General features: G+C 58.5%; 20 protein-coding genes. 15 read left to right on the top strand and 5 right to left on the bottom strand.

All coding sequences use genetic code 11. The annotated features are described in order from the left end of the window. Positions 1–22: 22 nt before the first annotated feature. Complete coding sequence (locus ACQZ6F_RS12845) at positions 23–793, bottom strand: SDR family NAD(P)-dependent oxidoreductase (protein ID WP_449095877.1); 771 nt, start codon at positions 791–793, stop codon at positions 23–25. Between the two features lie 131 nt (positions 794–924). Here ACQZ6F_RS12845 and ACQZ6F_RS12850 point away from each other — a divergent pair, with 131 nt between their 5' ends. The 13 genes from ACQZ6F_RS12850 to ACQZ6F_RS12910 all read left to right on the top strand — a co-directional run bounded on the left by ACQZ6F_RS12850 (position 925) and on the right by ACQZ6F_RS12910 (position 13,984). Beyond that, a complete protein-coding gene (locus ACQZ6F_RS12850; protein WP_449095893.1) occupies positions 925–1,728 on the top strand; it encodes an IclR family transcriptional regulator in 804 nt (267 codons plus the stop codon). 325 nt (positions 1,729–2,053) lie between these two features. Beyond that, entirely contained in the window at positions 2,054–2,791 is a 738-nt protein-coding gene (locus tag ACQZ6F_RS12855) for a helix-turn-helix transcriptional regulator (protein WP_077471423.1), read from the top strand. Between the two features lie 667 nt (positions 2,792–3,458). Further along, positions 3,459–4,610, top strand: coding sequence for an Mrp/NBP35 family ATP-binding protein (locus tag ACQZ6F_RS12860; protein WP_449095876.1), 1,152 nt, complete (start codon positions 3,459–3,461; stop codon positions 4,608–4,610). 414 nt (positions 4,611–5,024) lie between these two features. Continuing rightward, positions 5,025–6,002 (top strand): magnesium transporter CorA family protein, encoded by a 978-nt coding sequence (locus ACQZ6F_RS12865; protein ID WP_449095875.1) that lies wholly within the window; start codon positions 5,025–5,027, stop codon positions 6,000–6,002. A 53-nt stretch (positions 6,003–6,055) separates the two neighbouring features. Beyond that, a complete protein-coding gene (locus ACQZ6F_RS12870; RefSeq protein WP_404944566.1) occupies positions 6,056–7,921 on the top strand; it encodes a potassium transporter Kup in 1,866 nt (621 codons plus the stop codon). 137 nt (positions 7,922–8,058) lie between these two features. Continuing rightward, on the top strand, positions 8,059–8,775 hold the full coding sequence (locus ACQZ6F_RS12875) for a hypothetical protein (protein ID WP_449095874.1): 717 nt from the start codon (positions 8,059–8,061) through the stop codon (positions 8,773–8,775). A gap of 189 nt (positions 8,776–8,964) precedes the next feature. Continuing rightward, on the top strand, positions 8,965–10,143 hold the full coding sequence (locus ACQZ6F_RS12880) for a cell wall hydrolase (protein WP_077471428.1): 1,179 nt from the start codon (positions 8,965–8,967) through the stop codon (positions 10,141–10,143). Positions 10,144–10,453: 310 nt separating this feature from the next. Then, the gene (locus tag ACQZ6F_RS12885) at positions 10,454–10,798 is read left to right on the top strand and encodes an AtpZ/AtpI family protein (RefSeq protein ID WP_449095873.1); all 345 of its coding nucleotides are present in this window, start codon (positions 10,454–10,456) and stop codon (positions 10,796–10,798) included. Positions 10,799–10,876: 78 nt separating this feature from the next. Then, the gene (locus ACQZ6F_RS12890; protein WP_077471430.1) at positions 10,877–11,629 is read left to right on the top strand and encodes a F0F1 ATP synthase subunit A; all 753 of its coding nucleotides are present in this window, start codon (positions 10,877–10,879) and stop codon (positions 11,627–11,629) included. 66 nt (positions 11,630–11,695) lie between these two features. Continuing rightward, the gene (locus tag ACQZ6F_RS12895) at positions 11,696–11,923 is read left to right on the top strand and encodes a F0F1 ATP synthase subunit C (protein WP_047627832.1); all 228 of its coding nucleotides are present in this window, start codon (positions 11,696–11,698) and stop codon (positions 11,921–11,923) included. Positions 11,924–12,001: 78 nt separating this feature from the next. After that, positions 12,002–12,595: a F0F1 ATP synthase subunit B gene (locus ACQZ6F_RS12900; protein ID WP_077471431.1), complete on the top strand. Its 594-nt coding sequence runs from the start codon at positions 12,002–12,004 to the stop codon at positions 12,593–12,595. Between the two features lie 3 nt (positions 12,596–12,598). Next, complete coding sequence (locus ACQZ6F_RS12905) at positions 12,599–13,090, top strand: F0F1 ATP synthase subunit B (RefSeq protein WP_077471432.1); 492 nt, start codon at positions 12,599–12,601, stop codon at positions 13,088–13,090. A gap of 129 nt (positions 13,091–13,219) precedes the next feature. Continuing rightward, positions 13,220–13,984: an aminoglycoside phosphotransferase family protein gene (locus ACQZ6F_RS12910; protein ID WP_449096332.1), complete on the top strand. Its 765-nt coding sequence runs from the start codon at positions 13,220–13,222 to the stop codon at positions 13,982–13,984. 21 nt (positions 13,985–14,005) lie between these two features. On the opposite strand, the gene ACQZ6F_RS12915 is transcribed toward ACQZ6F_RS12910, so the two are convergent. Both ACQZ6F_RS12915 and ACQZ6F_RS12920 read right to left on the bottom strand, forming a co-directional pair. After that, entirely contained in the window at positions 14,006–14,665 is a 660-nt protein-coding gene (locus tag ACQZ6F_RS12915) for a ribonuclease HII (protein WP_077471454.1), read from the bottom strand. 109 nt (positions 14,666–14,774) lie between these two features. Continuing rightward, positions 14,775–15,932, bottom strand: a complete 1,158-nt coding sequence (locus ACQZ6F_RS12920; RefSeq protein ID WP_449095871.1) for a PA0069 family radical SAM protein — start codon at positions 15,930–15,932, stop codon at positions 14,775–14,777. 241 nt (positions 15,933–16,173) lie between these two features. Here ACQZ6F_RS12920 and ACQZ6F_RS12925 point away from each other — a divergent pair, with 241 nt between their 5' ends. Then, positions 16,174–16,692, top strand: coding sequence for a glycosyl transferase (locus ACQZ6F_RS12925; RefSeq protein WP_449095870.1), 519 nt, complete (start codon positions 16,174–16,176; stop codon positions 16,690–16,692). Between the two features lie 176 nt (positions 16,693–16,868). Continuing rightward, a complete protein-coding gene (locus ACQZ6F_RS12930) occupies positions 16,869–17,183 on the top strand; it encodes a hypothetical protein (RefSeq protein ID WP_077471435.1) in 315 nt (104 codons plus the stop codon). Between the two features lie 30 nt (positions 17,184–17,213). Here the strand turns inward: ACQZ6F_RS12930 and moaB are convergent, their stop codons facing one another. Further along, entirely contained in the window at positions 17,214–17,768 is a 555-nt protein-coding gene (gene moaB, locus ACQZ6F_RS12935; RefSeq protein WP_449095892.1) for a molybdenum cofactor biosynthesis protein B, read from the bottom strand. Then, entirely contained in the window at positions 17,768–18,682 is a 915-nt protein-coding gene (locus ACQZ6F_RS12940) for a 4-(cytidine 5'-diphospho)-2-C-methyl-D-erythritol kinase (protein WP_449095869.1), read from the bottom strand. The genes moaB and ACQZ6F_RS12940 overlap by 1 nt, the downstream gene beginning before the upstream one ends. Positions 18,683–18,688: the final 6 nt, after the last annotated feature.

Raw genomic sequence — 18,688 nt, forward strand, 5'->3', positions numbered from 1 at the left:
GAGAAATGCTCCAAGTCTTTCACTAGAAAATGCCGCCATCGACAGTGACGGTTTGGGCCGTAATCGCCCCTGAACAGTCAGACGCAAGGAAAAGTACCGGTCCGACGAGATCTTCGGCCTTGAGCACGCGCTTGAGGCATTGTCGCGCGACGGTTTTGGCCATGCCATCTTCCGTCAGCCAGAGCTCCAGCTGTCTCTCCGTCACGATCATTCCCGGGAGGACCGCGTTGACGCGGATGTTTTCCGGACCGAGGCGACCAGCAAAGCTCTTGGTCAGCCCGATAATGCCGGACTTTGCCGCTGAATAGGAGGACAATGCCGGCGGGTTCATCTTGAAGGCAATCGAGGAGAAATTGACGATCGATCCGCCACCTGCGGCTCGCATGCCGGGGGCTGCGGCCTGCGATACGAAGAAGACCTGCTTCAAATTGATCGCCTGGTTGTTGTCCCAGTATTCTTCGGTCGTCGTGTCGATATCGTGCCGGTCGTCCCAAGCGGCATTGTTGACGAGGACGCGGATCGCACCGAGATCGGATTCGACCGCCGCGACCGTATTCTTGATCTCGCCGACATCGCGCAGATCGGCGTGATAGAAGGCAACGGGATGTGCGGATTGTGCCGAGAGCTTGTCGACAAGCGCCTTGTTCGGCTCTTCGGCAATATCGATGAAGGCGACTTTGGCGCCCTGTCTGGCGAAACCTTCGACAAGGGCCGCGCCAATGCCCGAACCGCCACCGGTGATCAGGACTGTTCGATCCTTAAGATCGGGAAATTGCGCCCGTGTCTCGGCCAAGGTCTCTCCTCCCGGTTTGCAGAATGTTCCATTATTCGGAACAAAATTTGACTATGTGGAATTATCCGATTACCCTTCCATCGTGTCAAGGATAGCGTGGCAGTGCGAGTGATAAATGAAGGGGCGCGGATCTGAATTTCGATAGTGAAAAAGAAAGCAGCCGTCGTGAGCGCGAAACCGGCACGCTTGGAAAGCTCGTGGCGTTGCTCGACCTCGTTGCGCTTGCCGATGAGCCTATGCGGTTTACGGATATTCTTTCTTTATCCGACCAACCTCGCGGCACGCTACATCGCCAATTGTCACATCTCGTCGAGGAAGGGCTGTTGGAGGTCGATCGCGACGGGCGCTATATCATCGGCATCAGGCTGCTGAAGCTTGCTTCGCGTAGTTGGGAGCGCAACGAATTTCGCGCCATTGCAGAGCCGCATTTGCGCCGATTGCAGGAGCTGACCCGCGAAACCGTGCATCTGGGTGTCTTGCGCGGCTCGGAGGTGATCTATCTCGACAAGGTTGAGGGACGGCAGTCCGTGCGCATGTATTCCCAGATCGGCAATGCCTCTCCGGCCTATTGCACCGGCGTCGGCAAGGCGGCTCTTTCCGCACTCGATGATGCGGAGCTTGCGATGCGGATCGCCGATCTGGAATTTCGCCCCTACACCGAACATACGTTGCGCAACGCCGCCGACCTGCTTGCCGATATCGCCGATATCAGAACGCGTGGCTACGCATTCGATAGGGAAGAACACGAGAGCGGCATATGTTGCGTTGCTGCGCCGATCCGCTCGGACGGCGATCATATGCTGGCCGGTATCTCGGTAACGGGGCCGGCCTATCGCGTCGCATTGCAGAGGCTCGAGGAATGGGCACCTCTGGTAGTATCCGCCGCCGATTCGATCATGACGGACATGCGTAATCGGATGGGCCCGAAGCGCTAGCCCTCTATTTCAGCAGAGGCTCGCCTGAAATCCCTCAATTTATCGCTGTTTGCACCGGACCTTAGCAAAAATCGCGTATTTATCTTAAATTTGATTGTTGAGATGTGCGTAAGAACTGCCATTATCCTCGAATGACTGCTAGGCTCACGAAGGAATTGGTGAAATGACGCAGAGACATCATAGTAACGGGCATTGAAGCGGCTGGAATCCGTTAAAATTTATATTGGAACAAGCGTCGGTTATCCGGAGCTGGTACGTGGGGCTTAAGTGGGTAAGAGACGGAAGTTGCGTAATCTTTCCCTATTTTACATAAAGAAGACTAATAATGGCGGCATTGGTGCAGGCGGGAGCGTCTCCTCGGGGTGAGGACTACATCGAAGAAATAAGCAGGCTGAAGACGCAGTTTGACGTGTTTCGATTCATGAAGGGATTGACGGAGGCCTATCGTTGCCGGGCTTTCATGGTCGTCAATCTGCCGCCGATTACATCCTTTGAGTTGCAAAGCAATTCGGTGATCAACAATTGGCCGGCCGAACTTCTGTCGATTTACGATCAGGAAGGATTGCTGCCAAGCAGCCCGGTGCTGCGGCGCCTGCGCAGCTCGACGCTGCCCTTTGTCTACGAAGTGGCATCGACCCCGAATCGTGAAGAAAGCAAATCCCAGCTCGCCATTGCCCTGTTTGAGCGGTTCCGCATGACGCGCTTCATCTATCTGCCGACCCATGACGTATCCGGCATTCGCGGTGCGGTATCCCTGGCCGGCGATCGCGAACTCTTCTCGCCGGAGGAGATCAAGGATCTCTGCTATATTTCCATCCATGTTTTCGACCGACTTGCGGAAATCCGCAGCCTGGATGTGCGCGTCATCGATGCGCTGACGGATCGCGAGATCGATTGCTTGAACTGGACGGCGGCAGGAAAGACCAGCGCGGAAATCGCCGAAATCCTGTCGCTCTCGGAGCATACCGTCAATCATTACCTGAACCGGGCCACGAAGAAGCTCGATACGGTCAATCGCACGCAGGCCGTTGCCAAGGCATTGCGGGTGGGATTGATCAAGTAGCAATTCTGGTGCCCGCAGTTTCGCCTACATTTGCCGCCCTGACGCCAAGATATTCCCTGCGATAAATTGCGTGATGATCGAGATTCGAGCAGTCTTGTGCGCGAATTTTGTGCGCTGCAAATAAACTATGCTGAAGCACGTCGTTGCGACCGATGCGCTCGACTTCGCTGATATGCCATCAAACATTTGAAATGCATTGATTTTTACAGTTTTGTGAAAACTGGCACGCTTTCTGCATATCCAATTGCAGAGGTCCAGAGGGGACTTTGATAACAGCGCCGACTAATGTGCGCGGATCAAGCGACCGTCGCTGATACCTTTGCCGAGCTTCTCCCGGCAAGCGGTATCGGCGGCGGTTGTTGCTTATTTGGCACGCCCATGAAAATCGATGGCGTTTGCATCGCAGTTTTTCCCATTCCTGCCTTATTCCCTTCCGAGGTCTGCCCTATGTCGGCCCGCGAAAACGTCTTCCTCGCTTGGGAGAGGGTTGCGGCTGGTAGGGTCATAGACCCGGCGGACCTGCCGGCCGCAACTAAAACGCTTTTTGTCGGCGACGCCCCGATTTCGTTTGGCGAAGTCCTGCCGCTCTACTATCTAAGCCAGTAAGGTTTTCGAGAAGCTACGGCAAACGTGGTGCTCTCGATCTAAGACGCTTAGCGAGGATGGAATGGCAGACATCACCAAGGAACAGGTGCTGGAAACGTTGAAGACGGTTCGCGGCCCCGACCTCGAGCACAGTATCGTTGAGCTTGGCATGGTGTCGGATGTCTTCATTTCCGATGGCAAGGTTTATTTCTCCATCACCGTTCCCGCCGATCGCGCCAAGGATTTGGAGCCGATGCGCCTTGCAGCCGAGCGCGTCATCAAGCAGATGCCTGGCGTTAAGGGTGCCATGGTCGCATTGACCGCCGACAAGAAGGCGGGCAGCGCTCCGGCGGCTCGACCGTCGCCACCGCCAGCTGCTCCTCATGCTCATGCCCATCCGCATTCCCCGCAACAGCAGCCCCGCGCCGGCAAGATCGGTGTTCCCGGTGTGGGCGCCATCATCGCAGTTGCTTCGGGCAAGGGCGGCGTCGGCAAATCGACCACAGCGGTCAATCTGGCGCTTGGCTTGCTTGCCAATGGCCTGCGCGTCGGCATTCTGGATGCCGATATATATGGACCATCCATGCCACGCCTCCTGAAGATCTCTGGCAAGCCGTCACAGATCGATGGCCGCATCATCGTTCCCATGGAGAATTATGGCCTCAAGGTCATGTCGATGGGCTTCCTCGTTGAGGAAGAGACTGCGATGATTTGGCGCGGGCCGATGGTTCAGTCTGCGCTGTTGCAAATGCTGCGCGAAGTCGCCTGGGGCGAGCTCGATGTACTCGTCGTTGACATGCCGCCGGGCACGGGCGATGTGCAACTGACCATGGCGCAGCAGGTGCCGCTTGCAGGCGCGGTGATCGTTTCTACGCCGCAGGATCTCGCGCTTATTGATGCCCGCAAGGGCCTCAACATGTTCCGTAAAGTCGAAGTTCCCGTTCTCGGCATCGTCGAAAACATGAGCTATTTCATCGCTCCGGATACCGGCGCACGCTATGATATCTTCGGCCATGGCGGCGCGCGCAAGGAAGCCGAACGCATCGGCGTGCCGTTCCTCGGCGAAGTGCCGCTGACCATGGGCATCCGCGAGACCTCGGATGCGGGCACTCCGCTCGTCGCCGCCGAACCGGATGGCGTCGTTGCCGGCATCTATCGCGAGATTGCCGCCAAGGTCTGGAAGCAAGTCGCCACCACGCCGCAACGTTCTGCCCCGTCGATCGTGTTCGAATAATTCACAGAGGCGTGTCTGCTTTCTGTATAGCGACGGATTGTCTTGCCTGCATCCTGTGCTATGACTTCGCAAGATCATGGAATATGCGGTGAAAGCGCGCAATGAAGGGGTTGTGACTTGATTCTTTGCGAGCTTTGCTGCATATGCGCCGCCGGCGTGGAACTGGTCGGGCGTTTCCGATGACCGCCCTCCGCCGAACGGTGGTTCTGTTTCGTCCGAACAGGCAGCTTCGCCAGGACGGACGAAGGATTGGTACAGCAGCGCAATGGAACATGGACACGGATTCCCGGCCGGACCGGCGGGATGCAACCGGGGTTTTATGAGCTCTTTTCATTGGCCATTGGTGGAATCGCGGCAAGCGCACGCACGGCGTCTCGCGCGTAATTTTGTTTCCACTGCTGTGGGAGCGAGCAGTTGATAACTGCCTATTGCTCAGATTCGAAACCGCTTGAGCTGCCGGACCTCTCGGCCGCTGCCCGATTGCCTGACAATGCCGTCTGGATCGACATGGTCGATCCGACGCGCGAGGAAGAAGCCAACATCGAGCGCCTGCTTGGGCTCGAGGTTCCCACCCGCGAGGACATGAAGGATATAGAACCCTCGAGCCGGCTCTATATCGAGAATGGCTCTGTCTTCCTGACGGCTTCGTTGCTGTGGAAAGCCGATACTGATCTGCCGATGCTGACCGACGTCGCCTTCATTTTGACGGGGCATCGGCTGGTGACCATTCGTTATGCGCAGCCGAAATCATTCGCGCTGTTTATCGCGGCTCTGCAGCGAATCCCGCATGAGCGCCGCACAGGCATTGCGCTTCTCGCAAAGCTCCTCGAAACAATCGTCGACCGCACCGCCGAGGTCCTTGAACAAGCCGTAGCGGGTATCGATATATTGTCGGTGCACGTATTCGGCGATCGCGTGAAGAAGATCCGCCGTCCGGCAAACTATCTGGAAGAAAAGCTCAAGAACATCGCAGGCTACCATCGTACGATCAGCAAAGTACGTGACAGCCTGAGTTCGCTGTCTCGATTGCTGACCTTCCTGCATACCATCCCCGCCATGCAGCAGGACCCTGAGGCCAAGGAACTGTGTCGTAATGTCGCGCGGGATGTTCAATCTCTGTCGGAGCATGCTTCCTTCGTCGCAGGCAATATAACCTTCCTGCTGGATGCATCGCTCGGGCTGATCAATATCGAGCAGAACGCCATCATCAAGATCTTTTCGATCGCTTCGGTGGTGTTTCTGCCGCCGACGCTTGTGGCGTCCGTCTATGGCATGAATTTCGAGCTGATGCCCGAGCTGCATTTCGCTTACGGCTACCCGGCTTCGCTGATGTTGATGGTCGTGTCGGCCATCGTCCCGTTTTTCTTTTTTCGCTGGAAAGGCTGGCTCTGAGAGTCTAGTGATCCTGAATGTCTAACGAAACCCATCATTCTCCCGACGGGAAAATGAGCCCTCGTAAACTCGCTTACCTCGCCCTCGGATCCGTCGGCGTTGTCTATGGCGATATCGGTACGAGCCCCCTCTATGCCTTTCGCGAGGCACTGAAGCCGGTGGCCGCCGACGGTCTGACGCGCGGCGAAGTCATCAGCGTCATCTCGCTGATGTTCTGGACGCTGACGATTATCGTCACGATCAAATATGTCCTTTTTCTGCTCCGCGCAGACAATGACGGCGAAGGCGGGACGCTTTCGCTGCTGGCCCTCTTGATGAAGACGGCGAATGGCCACACCGCCATTCTGATGCTGCTGGGGCTGCTCGGCGCCGCACTTTTCCTTGGCGACGCGATGATCACACCGGCGCTTTCGGTTCTCTCGGCGGTCGAAGGTCTGAAGCTCGTCACGCCGAAATTCGCGGATTATATCGTGCCCATATCGGTCGCGATCCTGGCGCTGCTTTTTGCGATCCAGTCGCATGGCACCGGCGCCGTCGCCCGCTTCTTCGGCCCGATCACGGCCATCTGGTTCATCGTCATGGGCCTTGCCGGCATCATGCACATCTCCGACGATTACAGCATTCTGGCGGCGCTCAATCCCTGGTATGCGGTCAGCTTCCTGTTGCACGAAGGCTTCCTCGGGGTCGTCGTGCTCGGCGCGGTCTTCCTGACCGTGACGGGTGCCGAAGCACTTTATGCCGACCTCGGCCATTTCGGCCGACGCCCGATCCAGTGGGCCTGGTTCGTCCTGGTTTTCCCGTCGCTGGCACTGAACTATTTCGGCCAGGGCGCTCTCGTGCTGCGCCAGCCCGAGGCCATGTCCGACCCGTTCTTCCTGATGTATCCGCACTGGGCGATCCTGCCGGTGGTCATTCTCGCCACCATGGCGACCATCATCGCCAGCCAGGCCGTCATCACCGGCGCCTTCTCGCTCACGCGGCAGGCCATCCATCTCGGCTTTCTGCCGCGCATGGAAATTCTCTTTACCTCGGAGACCAATACCGGCCAGATCTTCCTGCCGTCGGTCAACACCGTCCTGTTCTTCGGCGTCATCTTCCTGGTGCTGAGCTTCAAGACCTCGGACTCTCTGGCCACCGCCTACGGCATATCGGTCACCGGCGCGATGGTCGTCACCTCGATCATGGCCTTCGAGTTCGTCCGCGTTCGCTGGAACTGGTCGCTGCCAATGGCAGCCGCCGTGCTGACGCCGCTGCTGCTGCTTGAATTCGTCTTCCTGGGCGCCAACCTGCTGAAGATCCACGACGGCGGCTACGTACCGGTGCTGATCGCGACGGCCTTCACCGTCATCATGTGGACCTGGCGCCGCGGCACTGCGATCCTTATGGAGAAGACGCGGCATACCGATATTCCGCTGTCGTCCTTCGTCAGCTCGATCGAGCGCAAGAGCGATCACTCACCCGCGCATGTACCCGGCACGGCGATCTTCCTGACCAGCGATCCGGAATCCGCTCCGGCAGCACTGCTGCACAATCTGAAGCACAACCACGTCCTGCACGACAAGAACGTCATCCTGACGATCAGAACCACCAACAAGCCGCGCGTTGCCCAGGAAGACCGCTACTCGGTCGAGAAGGTGTCCGACCGCTTCTCGCGCGTCGAACTGCGCTTCGGCTTCATGGAATCGCAGAACGTCTCGCAGGCGCTAGCCACCCTGCGCAAGACCGGTCTGAAATTCGATATCATGTCGACCTCTTTCTATCTGGGCCGCCGCAAGCTGGTGCCGGATGCCAAGTCGGGCATGCCGCACTGGCAGGATCGACTCTATATCGCGCTCGCCAACGCCGCGACCGACCCTTCGGACTATTTCCGTCTCCCCGCGAACCGCGTGGTGGAACTGGGTTCGCACGTCATCATCTAAGGCTAGTAAAGTTGCTGTTTTTTTGAAGGCCCGGTGGAAATCCGCCGGGCTTTTTGACTTTTCGATTGCGCAAGTGGAGCGTTGGCCTATTCAATTTAAAGGTGAATTGGTGCTTTGCTTTCGAGGGGCGGTCGCGGATGCTCAAGCAAGCGTTGTTTATCATCTGGAAAAATTTAGTATTTTATATCGTGCTTATGGTCTGTCTGGTGGGGCTGTTGATTTTCAGCGAATATGCCGGCAGCGCCACCCTACTGTTGCTCTCCATCCTGGCCGGTAATGTGCAGAATTCCGTTTTCCGGAGCGAGAATTTCATCGCGGCGGCCAAGACAAGAATGTTACCGCTCGGTCGACATCTCATTAGAAGTATTGGCGTTATTTTGGTGGTATTGCTAATATCGGCGCCACCTATAGTTTATTTTCATGCCGAATATGGCGCTAGCAAGGTCTTTTTTCAGATCTTGGCGGGTCTAACGTTTGTGTCAAGTCTGACGATTGTTCTTTTGCTGGTTGGTACATGGCTTCCAGCTGGTCTCTATGGCACCAATATGAGCTTGAGGCATGCTTTCCGGAGAGGTCGGTCTCAACCTTTCTCGGCTGTACTGCGGATAGTATTGGGAATGGCTGTTCCTTTTGTTTGGTTGTTTGCATCCGTGTGGGCTATGTTCACAATAAATCGGCAACATCTTATTGCGCGGTCCAGCTCGCACACCATGGTTGTTATAACGAGCATCGTATTCGATCTCTTGGTAGTCATTGGTTGCACTTATATATCAGTGGTGTTGGCACGGCGTTATATGGAGGCCGAGCATATTGAACCTCCACCAAGGGATAGATTACTCGCCATTTTTGCATAATGGCCCGAGTGGATCCGCATCCTGAAAGGCTTCTGAAAAGCTCAATAGGTCTTGAGATTGTTCGGCGGTTCCCGCGGTTGCAGCTCTCACGGCCATTCATGAACGCCTGCACGCCCACATTAACCATCCATCAAGGTTAATGAGAGATTATTCCGGCTCCTAGTTTCGAGTGCCGTTCGGAGTTCGGTGTTGTCTCGTCCGCGTCATGTCAGCCAAAAATTGCGGTTTCTGCCGAAAAACTGGACGTCTCCGGTCGTCTTCGGGATTTGCGCCTGGCTGATCTTCCCGTCGGCCGCGGCCTATGGTGATCTCGCCGGCCTGCTGGCGGGCATCGACAGGACGGGAGCCAACTGGCGCATGGTGATGACCAATTCGCCGGCAGGCTCTACCCACCAGGCGGAACTGGCCTTTGGTGATGCGAAAGCCGCCGCGGCGGTCGGTGACGGCGGTTTGGTGATGCCGGATGGACGCCGCGTCGCCTTCGTTTCCGAACAGAAGGGCAGTGATCCACGGCCGGACGAAGAGCGGGTCAACCGTCAGGGCAAGAAGGGTCGGGTCGTTTCCGTCTCGCCTATGTCGCCGCCAAAGGATTTTTCCGCCGGTTCCGTGCTGGAGCGCCAAAGCCTGCTGTTTCAGCCGAAATCGGACACTGGCGAGAGAACCGCTTTCCTGAAGCCGAAACTCGGGGGCAAGGAAATCCAGATTGCCACGGCTTTTTACAAGAAGCAGCCACCGAAGCAGGATGATAGCGTGCCCGCCTATCTCGCAGGCCTCGTCACCAATCAGAATGCCGATGTTCTGGCCGCTGCCTACGCGTCGCCGGCGCCGGATTATGCGCGGACGTCGCCTTTCGATTCCATTCTGGCCACGGATCAGGATGGCGAGGGCCGCTTCGTGCCGCAGATCGGGCCGAAGGATCATCCCTGGGCCGCCAATGTCCTGCCGCCTTCGGTCTTTTCTTCCGACGAGCAGCAGTGCCTCGCGACCGGCATCTATTTCGAGGCGCGGGGTGAATCGGTGAAAGGGCAGGCGGCCGTCGCCCAGGTCATTCTTAATCGCGTTCGCAATCCGGCCTATCCAAAGACCATCTGCGGCGTCGTCTATCAGAATGACGACTGGCACAATGCCTGCCAGTTTTCCTTTGCCTGCGACAACGTCAAGGATCGGGTCAACTCGCCGGAGCATTGGCGTATTGCACGTCAGGTTGCCATGGCAGTTACCGCCGGCAAGATCTGGCTTCCGGAAGTCGGCTCAGCCACACATTATCATGCGGTTTACGTCCGGCCGAAATGGGCGGCCGAAATGGTGAAGGTCGGCCGCATCGGCATGCACATCTTCTACCGGACCTATGGCGGTGGGTGGAGCTGAGCGGACTGGATCGGCGACCTCGCGCTGGGGATAAGCTCCCCTGGCCGGCAAAAAAGCGACATCAAAGCGTGGGCTGAAGAGGATTCTTCGGCTCAGTTTTCGCCAGATAGCGCTTCTTTAGCTTAAACTCATGATTTAATTGGGCTAATTTATGGCTGGACAGATGACGTCTACGCCTTGACTATGCTTTTTCCTAAAACTATGTTGCGCGCGACTTCAAAACGGGCCGAAAGGTGGCGAAACCTGCTGTTCGTTTACGCGTTGACCGGGGAAATGGGATTGCGCGCAACGAAAAGGGGAGGACGTCATCATGGCGGATGACCGCGACGAAGGTCTGGAAAAGCGGCGAGCACAGCTTGGGGCCGAACTGGCAAGCAAGCGTGCTGCGGTGAAAGAGGGTGAATCGGGGGAGGTTCGCGCCGAGGTAAGCCGCAAAGGCTATGCTCAGGCGATGAAGCTTTCCAGTGAATTCATCGCTGCCATCATCGTAGGGGCTGTTCTGGGCTACGTCTTCGACCGTTTTGCCGGTACGACGCCGTGGGGCATGATTATATTGCTGCTTCTCGGATTCTGTGCTGGCGTGCTGAATGTACTGCGTTCGGCGGGCAAGGTGGCGACACCGGCGCTCGACGAGCATAGAGCAGATAAGAAATGAGCGGAGGCAGCGCTTTGACGTTGTTTCCAGGTGACAGGCATTCGCTCGGTAGGGCGGAAAAATGAAAGAGAACAAGCGGTGGCAAACGATCCTACCCATCAGTTCCTGATCTTCAAGATTATACCGATCGACATCGGCGGAATTGATTTTTCGTTCACCAACGCTTCGCTGTTCATGGTTGCTTCCGCGGCGCTGTCCGCCGGTTTCCTTTACTTCGCCAGTGGTGCGCGCGGCGTCATCCCGACCCGTTCGCAGTCGGTGGCGGAAATGGCTTATGAATTCATTGCTTCGATGCTGAAGGAAGGAGCCGGCACCAAGGGGATGAAATTCTTCCCGCTGGTCTTCTCGCTCTTCATGTTCGTGCTCACGGCAAACCTGCTCGGCCTTGTTCCTTACTTCTATACCGTTACCAGCCAGATCATCGTGACATTCGCGCTGGCGCTTCTGGTTATCCTGACGGTCATTATCTATGGTTTCGCCAAGCATGGTTTTGGCTTCCTGAAGCTTTTCGTGCCGCAAGGGGTTCCAGGTATCCTGTTGCCGCTGGTGATCATCATCGAGATCATCTCCTTCCTGTCGCGACCGATTTCGCTTTCCGTTCGTCTTTTCGCCAACATGCTCGCTGGCCATATCACACTCAAGGTGTTCGCGGGCTTCGTTGCCTCGCTTGGAACCCTCGGTGCGATCGGCATCGGTGGCGCTATTCTTCCCCTCATCATGACCGTCGCCATCACCGGTCTTGAGTTCCTTGTCGCCTTCCTCCAGGCTTACGTCTTTGCGGTGCTGACTTGCATGTACCTCAACGACGCAATCCATCCGGGTGGCCACTAAGGATAAAGACATTGGCGTCTAACGGCGTCAGTCATTCACCGCACAACCATTTCAAAGGAGTTCAACATGGACGCGGAAGCAGCAAAGTTCATCGGCGCAGGTTTGGCTTGCTTTGGTATGGCCGGCACGGCTCTCGGCCTCGGCAATATCTTCGGCAACTATCTGTCTGGCGCGCTGCGCAACCCATCGGCTGCTGACAGCCAGTTCGGCCGTCTGGTATTCGGCTTCGCCGTTACGGAAGCTCTGGGCATCTTCTCGCTGCTCGTTGCTCTCCTCCTGCTCTTCGCCGTCTGATATCAGCGGCGTCATAGATCACGGTTCGCGCTTAGCGAGCCGTGATTCTTTGTATTTGCAGACCACCTGGAGGTGAGCATGTTTGTGACCCCGGCCTATGCTGACGAAGCACCGCCGGCCGCCGGTGCGGTGCACACGGAAACGGGTGCGCCCAATGAAGGCCATCACGGCGGCATATTCCCGCCGTTTGACCATACGACGTACCCGTCACAGCTGCTTTGGCTGGTGATCACCTTCGTTATTTTCTACCTGGCCATGCAGAAGATCGTCATCCCGCGGGTTGGCAGCATTCTGGAAAGCCGGCATGACCGTATCGCCCAGGATATCGCCGAAGCCTCGCGCCTGAAGGCCGAAGCCGACGCAGCCGTTGCGACCTATGAAAGCGAATTGGCCGCTGCGCGCGCCAAGGCGAATTCGATTGGCGCCAGCGCCCGCGATGCAGCCAAGGCCAAGGCCGAAGAGGACCGGAAGGCAATCGAAGCAAGCCTTTCCGAGAAGCTCAAGGCGGCTGAAGTTCGCATCGGCGAGATCAAGACAAAGGCATTCGGTGATGTCGGAGCGATCGCTGAAGAGACTGCGTCTGCCGTTGTCGAACAGCTGGTCGGCAATGTTGCCGGCAAGGCAGATGTTGCATCGGCTGTAGCCGAAGCATCCGCCAAGCGGGAGGGTTGATCCATGACATTCGCTTTTGACAATACGTTCTTCGCGTTTGTCGGCCTTCTCATCTTCCTCGGTCTGATCGTCTATCTGAAGGTTCCGGGTATGATGGCGAAGTCGTTGGACGACCGCGCCGACCAGATCCGCAACGAACTGGCTGAAGCCAAGCGCCTGCGCGAAGAGGCCCAGCATCTGCTGGCCGAATACCAGCGCAAGCGCAAGGAAGCTGAAGCAGATGCGGCGAACATCGTCGCGGCTGCCGAGCGTGAAGCCGAAATGCTCACGACCGAAGCTCGCAAGAAGACTGAGGAATTCGTCGCTAACCGCACGGCTCTGTCCGAGCAGAAGATCAAGCAGGCTGAAGCCGATGCGATGAAGGCGGTTCGTTCCGCCGCCGTCGACCTGGCGATTGCAGCGGCTGCATCGGTGCTCGCGAAGAAGACCGAAGGCAGCGTTCAATCGGGCCTCTTCAACGACGCGGTCAATGAAGTGAAGACGCGCCTGAACTAGGTGCGATCGAAAGACAAGTTTGAAAAGCCCCGCTTCGGTGGGGCTTTTTTGTTTCTACCCGCTGGCGTGTGTGTGTTTGACCAAAGCTGCCCTGCGCGTTTAGATCGCGTCAGAGGGGTGGGAAGGCAAATGCAGATACCGGATAATCAAGGGCCGTTTCGCCAGGATGATATGGTCCTTCGACCAGCACGCCCTTGGACGGCGAGCGTTCATGCCTTGCTGGCTTCGCTGCGCCGGCATGGTTTCGATGCAGCTCCTTTGCCGCTCGGGTTTGACACTGCCTGGGAGAGGGTGAGCTATCTGCCCGGTGCGACGGGCGACCTTGTCGAAAATTCCGAAATGCGGTCCGATCTGGCGCTGCGATCCGCAGCGTCGCTCCTTCGGCGCTATCACGATTGTTCTGCCCTCGCTTTGCGAGAGCTTGGGGCCGACTGCATATGGCAGTTGTCGACCCGAATGCCGGATGAGGTCATCTGCCATGGGGATTTCGCACCCTATAACGTCGTTCTGAACGGCGGCGAAGTCACCGGCATCATCGATTTCGAGACGGCTCATCCCGGTCCCCGGAGCTGGGATCTCGCCTATGCCGTCTATCGATGGGCGTCGCTATCCTCAGACGTCGCAGTGGACGGTCTGGATAGGTTGGAGGATCAGGTTCGGCGCGCCCGCATCTTTGCAGATGCCTATGGAATGCCATCCGCTGAACGCCGCTCGCTGCCTCAGGGCATTATCGAGCGGCTTGGAGCGCTGCTGATATTCATGGAGCAGGAAGCTGCCCGTGGGGTCGAGCGATATCGCCAGAACCTCCGGGAAGGTCATGATCGCGTCTATCGTGACAACATCACCTATGTGGCGAAATGGTCGGCCCAGATTACGTCGGGGCTGGTTGCCTGAGGGTAGTGGCAAGACAACGTCCTAGACGGCTTCTTTTTTCAGAGGGCGAAAACTCATGCGGTGCAGGGAGCAGGGGCCATGCTGCTCGATGCCGGCGCGATGCTGCGCCGTGCCGTAACCGGCATGGGCCGCAAAGCCATAGGCGGGAAAGACATCGCCGGCGCGAGCCATCATCCTGTCGCGCGTCACCTTGGCGACGATCGAGGCGGCGGCGATCGAGAAGGAACGTGCGTCGCCCTTGACCACGGCCTTTCCGGGGCAGGCAAGCCCTGCCGGTACGTCGAGGCCATCCGTCAATACATAGCTTGCCGGTATCGCCAGGCTGCAAATGGCGCGGCGCATTGCATCGAGGCTTGCCTTGCGGATGTCGGTGGTATCGATGCGTGCAGCACTTGAGGACGCGATCGAGACCGTTGCTGTCGCGAGGATCTCGACAAACAGCGCTTCCCGCCTGGCGGCTGTGAGCTGCTTGGAATCGTTCAGCCCCTGTGGGATGCGCTCGGGATCGAGAATGACGGCTGCAGCAACGACAGGTCCGGCGAGAGGGCCTCGGCCAGCCTCGTCGGCCCCGGCGACCGGCCAGTGCCCGGCGCGGCGGGCAATCAATTCCAGCTCGAAGCTCGGAACGATCGGCGCTTCGTCGAAAAGCATGGGAGAATCGGGTGATGTGCTGCGTGGCATGCGGCGAAGCTCGCACACCACCCGATCTCCTGCAAGCCCCCGGTGGATCAGGGCGGCGAACCTGGGGGGCTTTCTTCCGGCGGGCTCAGGGAAAACCCGCGAGGAACCGTCAAAGCAGCGAGAGCTGCACGCCGCTGCCATCAGGCGGCACGAACAGATCATCGCGCAGGGCGATATTGCGCCTGACAAGCTCAAGTCGTCGCGTCGCCATTTCGAAGCGTCGGCTGATCTGCCAGGCATAGGGGCCGGCGCCCTTCATGCGTTTGCCGAACTCGGCGTCGTAATCCTTGCCGCCGCGCATCGAGCGGATCAGCGACATGACATGGCGGTAGCGATCCGGATAATGCTGCAGCAGCCAGTCGCGAAACAACGGACTGACTTCCAGCGGCAGCCGCAGGATCACATAGCTCGCCTCCTGCGCGCCAGCGGCCTTGCCGGCATCGAGGATACGCTCGATCTCATGGTCGTTGAGGGCGGGAATTATCGGCGCCACCAAGATCGAGGTCCGGATGCCGGCTTCGCTCAAGGCCTGGATCGCCTCCAGCCGCCGCGCTGGCGTCGCGGCGCGCGGTTCCATGGTGCGGGCCAGCTTGCGGTCGAGAGTCGTCACAGATAGTCCGACCCGCACGAGGTTCTTCGCGGCCATGTCCTTGAGGATGTCGATATCGCGCATGACCAGCGCCGATTTGGTGACGATGGCAACCGGATGGTTCGCCCTGTTCAGCACTTCGAGGATCTGGCGCATGATCCGCCATTCCTTCTCGATCGGCTGATAGGGGTCCGTGTTGGTGCCGATGGCGATGACGCGCGGCTTGTAGCCGGGCTTTGCCAGCTCTCGCTCCAGAAGCTTCGGCGCATCCGGCTTGGCAAAGAGCTTCGCCTCGAAATCGAGCCCCGGAGAAAGGCCCATATAGGCATGCGACGGCCGGGCGAAGCAGTAGATGCAGCCATGCTCGCAGCCGCGATAGGGATTGATCGAGCGGTCGAAGGGGATATCGGGCGATTCGTTGCGGGTGATGGCCGTGCGCGGCTTTTCCACCTGCACTTCGGTCTTGAACGGTGGGAGCTCTTCAAGGGTCTGCCAACCGTCGTCAAAGGTCTCGCGCTGCATCGGCTCGAACCGGCCGCTCGGGTTCAATCCGGCGCCGCGTCCGCGTCGACGCTCCACCTCAATCCGGAGGCCGGCATCGGCGATCAAAGCATTGGCAATGTCTGGCGTGTTGGCAGGCGCGAATGCGGCCTGCCCTGCAAGGGACTGCTCGTTCATCGGTAGCTCCAGGGCGGTTCATGGGGCCGCATGCCGCGTCTAAGATGATTAAATTCCTATCCGACAAATGAGAACAATGCAAGAACAAAAAAGAAGAAATCATTTTCCATCGAGCCCTGGAGGCGAGCGGCATCAGTGATGACGGTGCGAGATTCGAAGCGGCGTATCACGCTTTTCTTAAACGCTCAGACGCCAGGGTTAGGCGCTGGCAATAAATTGTGCGCCGCTCTATAAATGGGCAATGTTGACGGTAATCATCGAATGCCAGGATCAGGAACCTGAGCTGGCGCAGACATTGGCGGCATTGGTGGCGGGCGCGATCGAGGGCCTCGTCAGCGATGTCGTCGTGCTGGACCACGGCTCGCGGGACGGCACCTCACGCGTGGCGGATGCTGCCGGCTGCCGGTTCTATTCGCAATGGGACATAAAGGACATATTGCGCTCGGCACGCGGCGAATGGCTGCTTTTTGTGGAGCCCGGTGCTCGGCCGCAGGCCGGTTGGATCGATGAGATCGCCGAATATGTCTCGCTGAACAAGGTGCCGGCGCGCTTTACTGCTTCGCGCGGCTATCGCCGGCCATTCCTGCAACGCGTCGGGCGCGGTACACCGCCTTTGGAGCTGGGATTGCTGGTATCCAGGCCACAAGCCATCGCCATCGCCAGGACCGGCATGCGGCTGGCTGAATTCGCCAAAGGCCAGAAAGCCCGCAAGCTTTCGAGCGAGCTCATTCCATCCTGGGTGGCGCGGGCGGCACGATAGAGCGTCACTCCGCCTAGATTCCGTTTGTAAACTGGTAAATAGCTGCCATAATTTCTGTGTGGCGGCACCTTTCGCGTGTCGCGTTGGGCGGCCGACCATGATGATGCCGGTATGCGGCGGAACTGGTCAGCGGAACTCTCCTTTTCCGCCGAGATTTCGGCAGAAGGAGGTGCGTTATGAAACGCACGATGTTCTACCGCCTGATGGCTACGGCCGTCCTTGCCAGTGCGATTCTCTATCCCGGCGTCGCTGCCTCCCAAGCGACACTCGCCTGCGCCAAGCGCGTCGACATGATCGCGTTCCTGGGCGACAATCTTTCTGAAAAGCTGTCGGCTGTCGGCAAGCTCGACCCCAACACGATCGTTGAGATCTATGTTGCTGAAAGCGGCAGCTGGACGATGATGGTCAGTGACGCCTCCGGCCGGAGCTGCATCATTCTCAATGGCGAAAGATGGGAATCAATTCCTGTCTTGCCGGGGCCGAAAGCATAGGGCTGCAAATGTCCCACGGAGACGCAGGACCTAGCGGGAACCGCCGCCACGCTTCAGGTGCTCGTCCAGGCGCGGCATGATCTCCACGAAATTGCAGGGCATGTGCCTGTAGTCGAGTTGAGCCTTCAATATGCCATCCCAGGCATCTTTGCAGGCGCCGGGAGAGCCCGGCAGCACGAAGATGAAGGTGGCGTTGGCTACACCGCCGGTCGCCCGGGATTGGATCGTCGCCGTGCCGATCTTATCGTAGGAAATGCGATGGAAGACTTCGGAAAAGCCGTCCATCCGTTTTTCGAATAAGGGCTCCAGCGCTTCGGGCGTCACATCGCGACCGGTGAAGCCAGTGCCGCCCGTGGTGATCACCACGTCCACGGCTGCGTCCTTTGTCCAGGCCTCCACCTGCGCGCGGATGCGTTCCTTGTCATCGGAAACAATGGCGCGGCCCGCCAGCCTGTGGCCGGCCTCGGCGATGCGGGCGACCAGCGTGTCGCCGGATTTATCGTCCGCAAGCGTTCGTGTATCGGAAACGGTCAACACGGCGATACCGACGGGGATGAAGGGTCTTTCGCTGCCTGGGCCTGCCATCATGCCTCTCCCGCGATCGTTTCGGTCGCCTGGAAATACCAGTCCGGCCTCTGTCTGTGAAGCATAGCAGCTGCCGCCTCAGCCTGGTCGCTATTTTCGAAGATGCCGAAGCAGGTGGCGCCGGAGCCGGACATACGCGTCACGATGGCGTGCTGGCGCTCAAGCAAGGCGGAAAGCGTCGAAATCTCGCTGCATATCGCGCGTGCCGGTGGCTCGAGATCGTTTCGAAGGGTCCTGATCGTATCGATCCATTCGCCCTGGCGCTGCGGCATCTGCGATGGGAAGAGGAGTGGCGGATTGTCCTTGCGGGAAAGCAGGCGGAACACTTCCGGCGTCGAGACGCCGACAAGCGGATTGCCAAGAACCATGGCAAAGGCCGGAAAGTCCGGCAGCAGGTCGATCGCCTCGCCAATGCCCCGCGCCACCAATGGCCGGCTGGCAAGGCACATCGGCACGTCGGCGCCGAGCTTCAATGCGATGGCTTTGACCGTCTCCTCCGGCAAAACGAGCCGCCATAGCCGCATCAGCCCACGCAGCGCCGCCGCCGCATCCGCCGAGCCGCCGCCGATGCCCGAGGCGATCGGCAGGTTCTTTTCGAGATGAATGTGGACCGCGGGTGCATCGATACCGGCCGCATGGGCCGCCTGCCGCAGTAGGCCGCGCGCCTTGAGCACGAGATTGTCGCCAGCTTCGGCATCTGCGGAGAGCAGCGGACCGAAGCGCCCGGAGAGGCTGAACTCATCCTCGCCGCTTGCACGGAAACCAAGGCGATCGCCATGCCGGGCAAAACTCACCAGCATATCGAGCAGATGATAGCCATCGGCGCGTCGGCCGGTAACATGCAGCGCAAGATTGATCTTTGCGGGCGCTTCCTCCGTGAGGTCGAAATCGCCCGCTGCCAAGATCGTGTTCATGGGAAG

Source organism: Rhizobium sp. A22-96 (assembly GCF_053521805.1).

What these genes read in the sequence shown, in the direction of transcription:
- ACQZ6F_RS12920 (WP_449095871.1), bottom strand. Translation starts at nt 15,932, where the DNA reads ATGAACGAGCAGTCCCTTGCAGGGCAGGCCGCATTCGCGCCTGCCAAC.
- ACQZ6F_RS12855 (WP_077471423.1), top strand. Translation starts at nt 2,054, where the DNA reads ATGGCGGCATTGGTGCAGGCGGGAGCGTCTCCTCGGGGTGAGGACTAC.
- ACQZ6F_RS12900 (WP_077471431.1), top strand. Translation starts at nt 12,002, where the DNA reads ATGTTTGTGACCCCGGCCTATGCTGACGAAGCACCGCCGGCCGCCGGT.
- ACQZ6F_RS12895 (WP_047627832.1), top strand. Translation starts at nt 11,696, where the DNA reads ATGGACGCGGAAGCAGCAAAGTTCATCGGCGCAGGTTTGGCTTGCTTT.
- ACQZ6F_RS12875 (WP_449095874.1), top strand. Translation starts at nt 8,059, where the DNA reads ATGCTCAAGCAAGCGTTGTTTATCATCTGGAAAAATTTAGTATTTTAT.
- ACQZ6F_RS12905 (WP_077471432.1), top strand. Translation starts at nt 12,599, where the DNA reads ATGACATTCGCTTTTGACAATACGTTCTTCGCGTTTGTCGGCCTTCTC.
- ACQZ6F_RS12910 (WP_449096332.1), top strand. Translation starts at nt 13,220, where the DNA reads ATGCAGATACCGGATAATCAAGGGCCGTTTCGCCAGGATGATATGGTC.
- ACQZ6F_RS12925 (WP_449095870.1), top strand. Translation starts at nt 16,174, where the DNA reads ATGTTGACGGTAATCATCGAATGCCAGGATCAGGAACCTGAGCTGGCG.
- ACQZ6F_RS12860 (WP_449095876.1), top strand. Translation starts at nt 3,459, where the DNA reads ATGGCAGACATCACCAAGGAACAGGTGCTGGAAACGTTGAAGACGGTT.
- ACQZ6F_RS12915 (WP_077471454.1), bottom strand. Translation starts at nt 14,665, where the DNA reads ATGCCACGCAGCACATCACCCGATTCTCCCATGCTTTTCGACGAAGCG.
- ACQZ6F_RS12940 (WP_449095869.1), bottom strand. Translation starts at nt 18,682, where the DNA reads ATGAACACGATCTTGGCAGCGGGCGATTTCGACCTCACGGAGGAAGCG.
- moaB (WP_449095892.1), bottom strand. Translation starts at nt 17,768, where the DNA reads ATGGCAGGCCCAGGCAGCGAAAGACCCTTCATCCCCGTCGGTATCGCC.
- ACQZ6F_RS12930 (WP_077471435.1), top strand. Translation starts at nt 16,869, where the DNA reads ATGAAACGCACGATGTTCTACCGCCTGATGGCTACGGCCGTCCTTGCC.
- ACQZ6F_RS12870 (WP_404944566.1), top strand. Translation starts at nt 6,056, where the DNA reads ATGAGCCCTCGTAAACTCGCTTACCTCGCCCTCGGATCCGTCGGCGTT.
- ACQZ6F_RS12885 (WP_449095873.1), top strand. Translation starts at nt 10,454, where the DNA reads ATGGCGGATGACCGCGACGAAGGTCTGGAAAAGCGGCGAGCACAGCTT.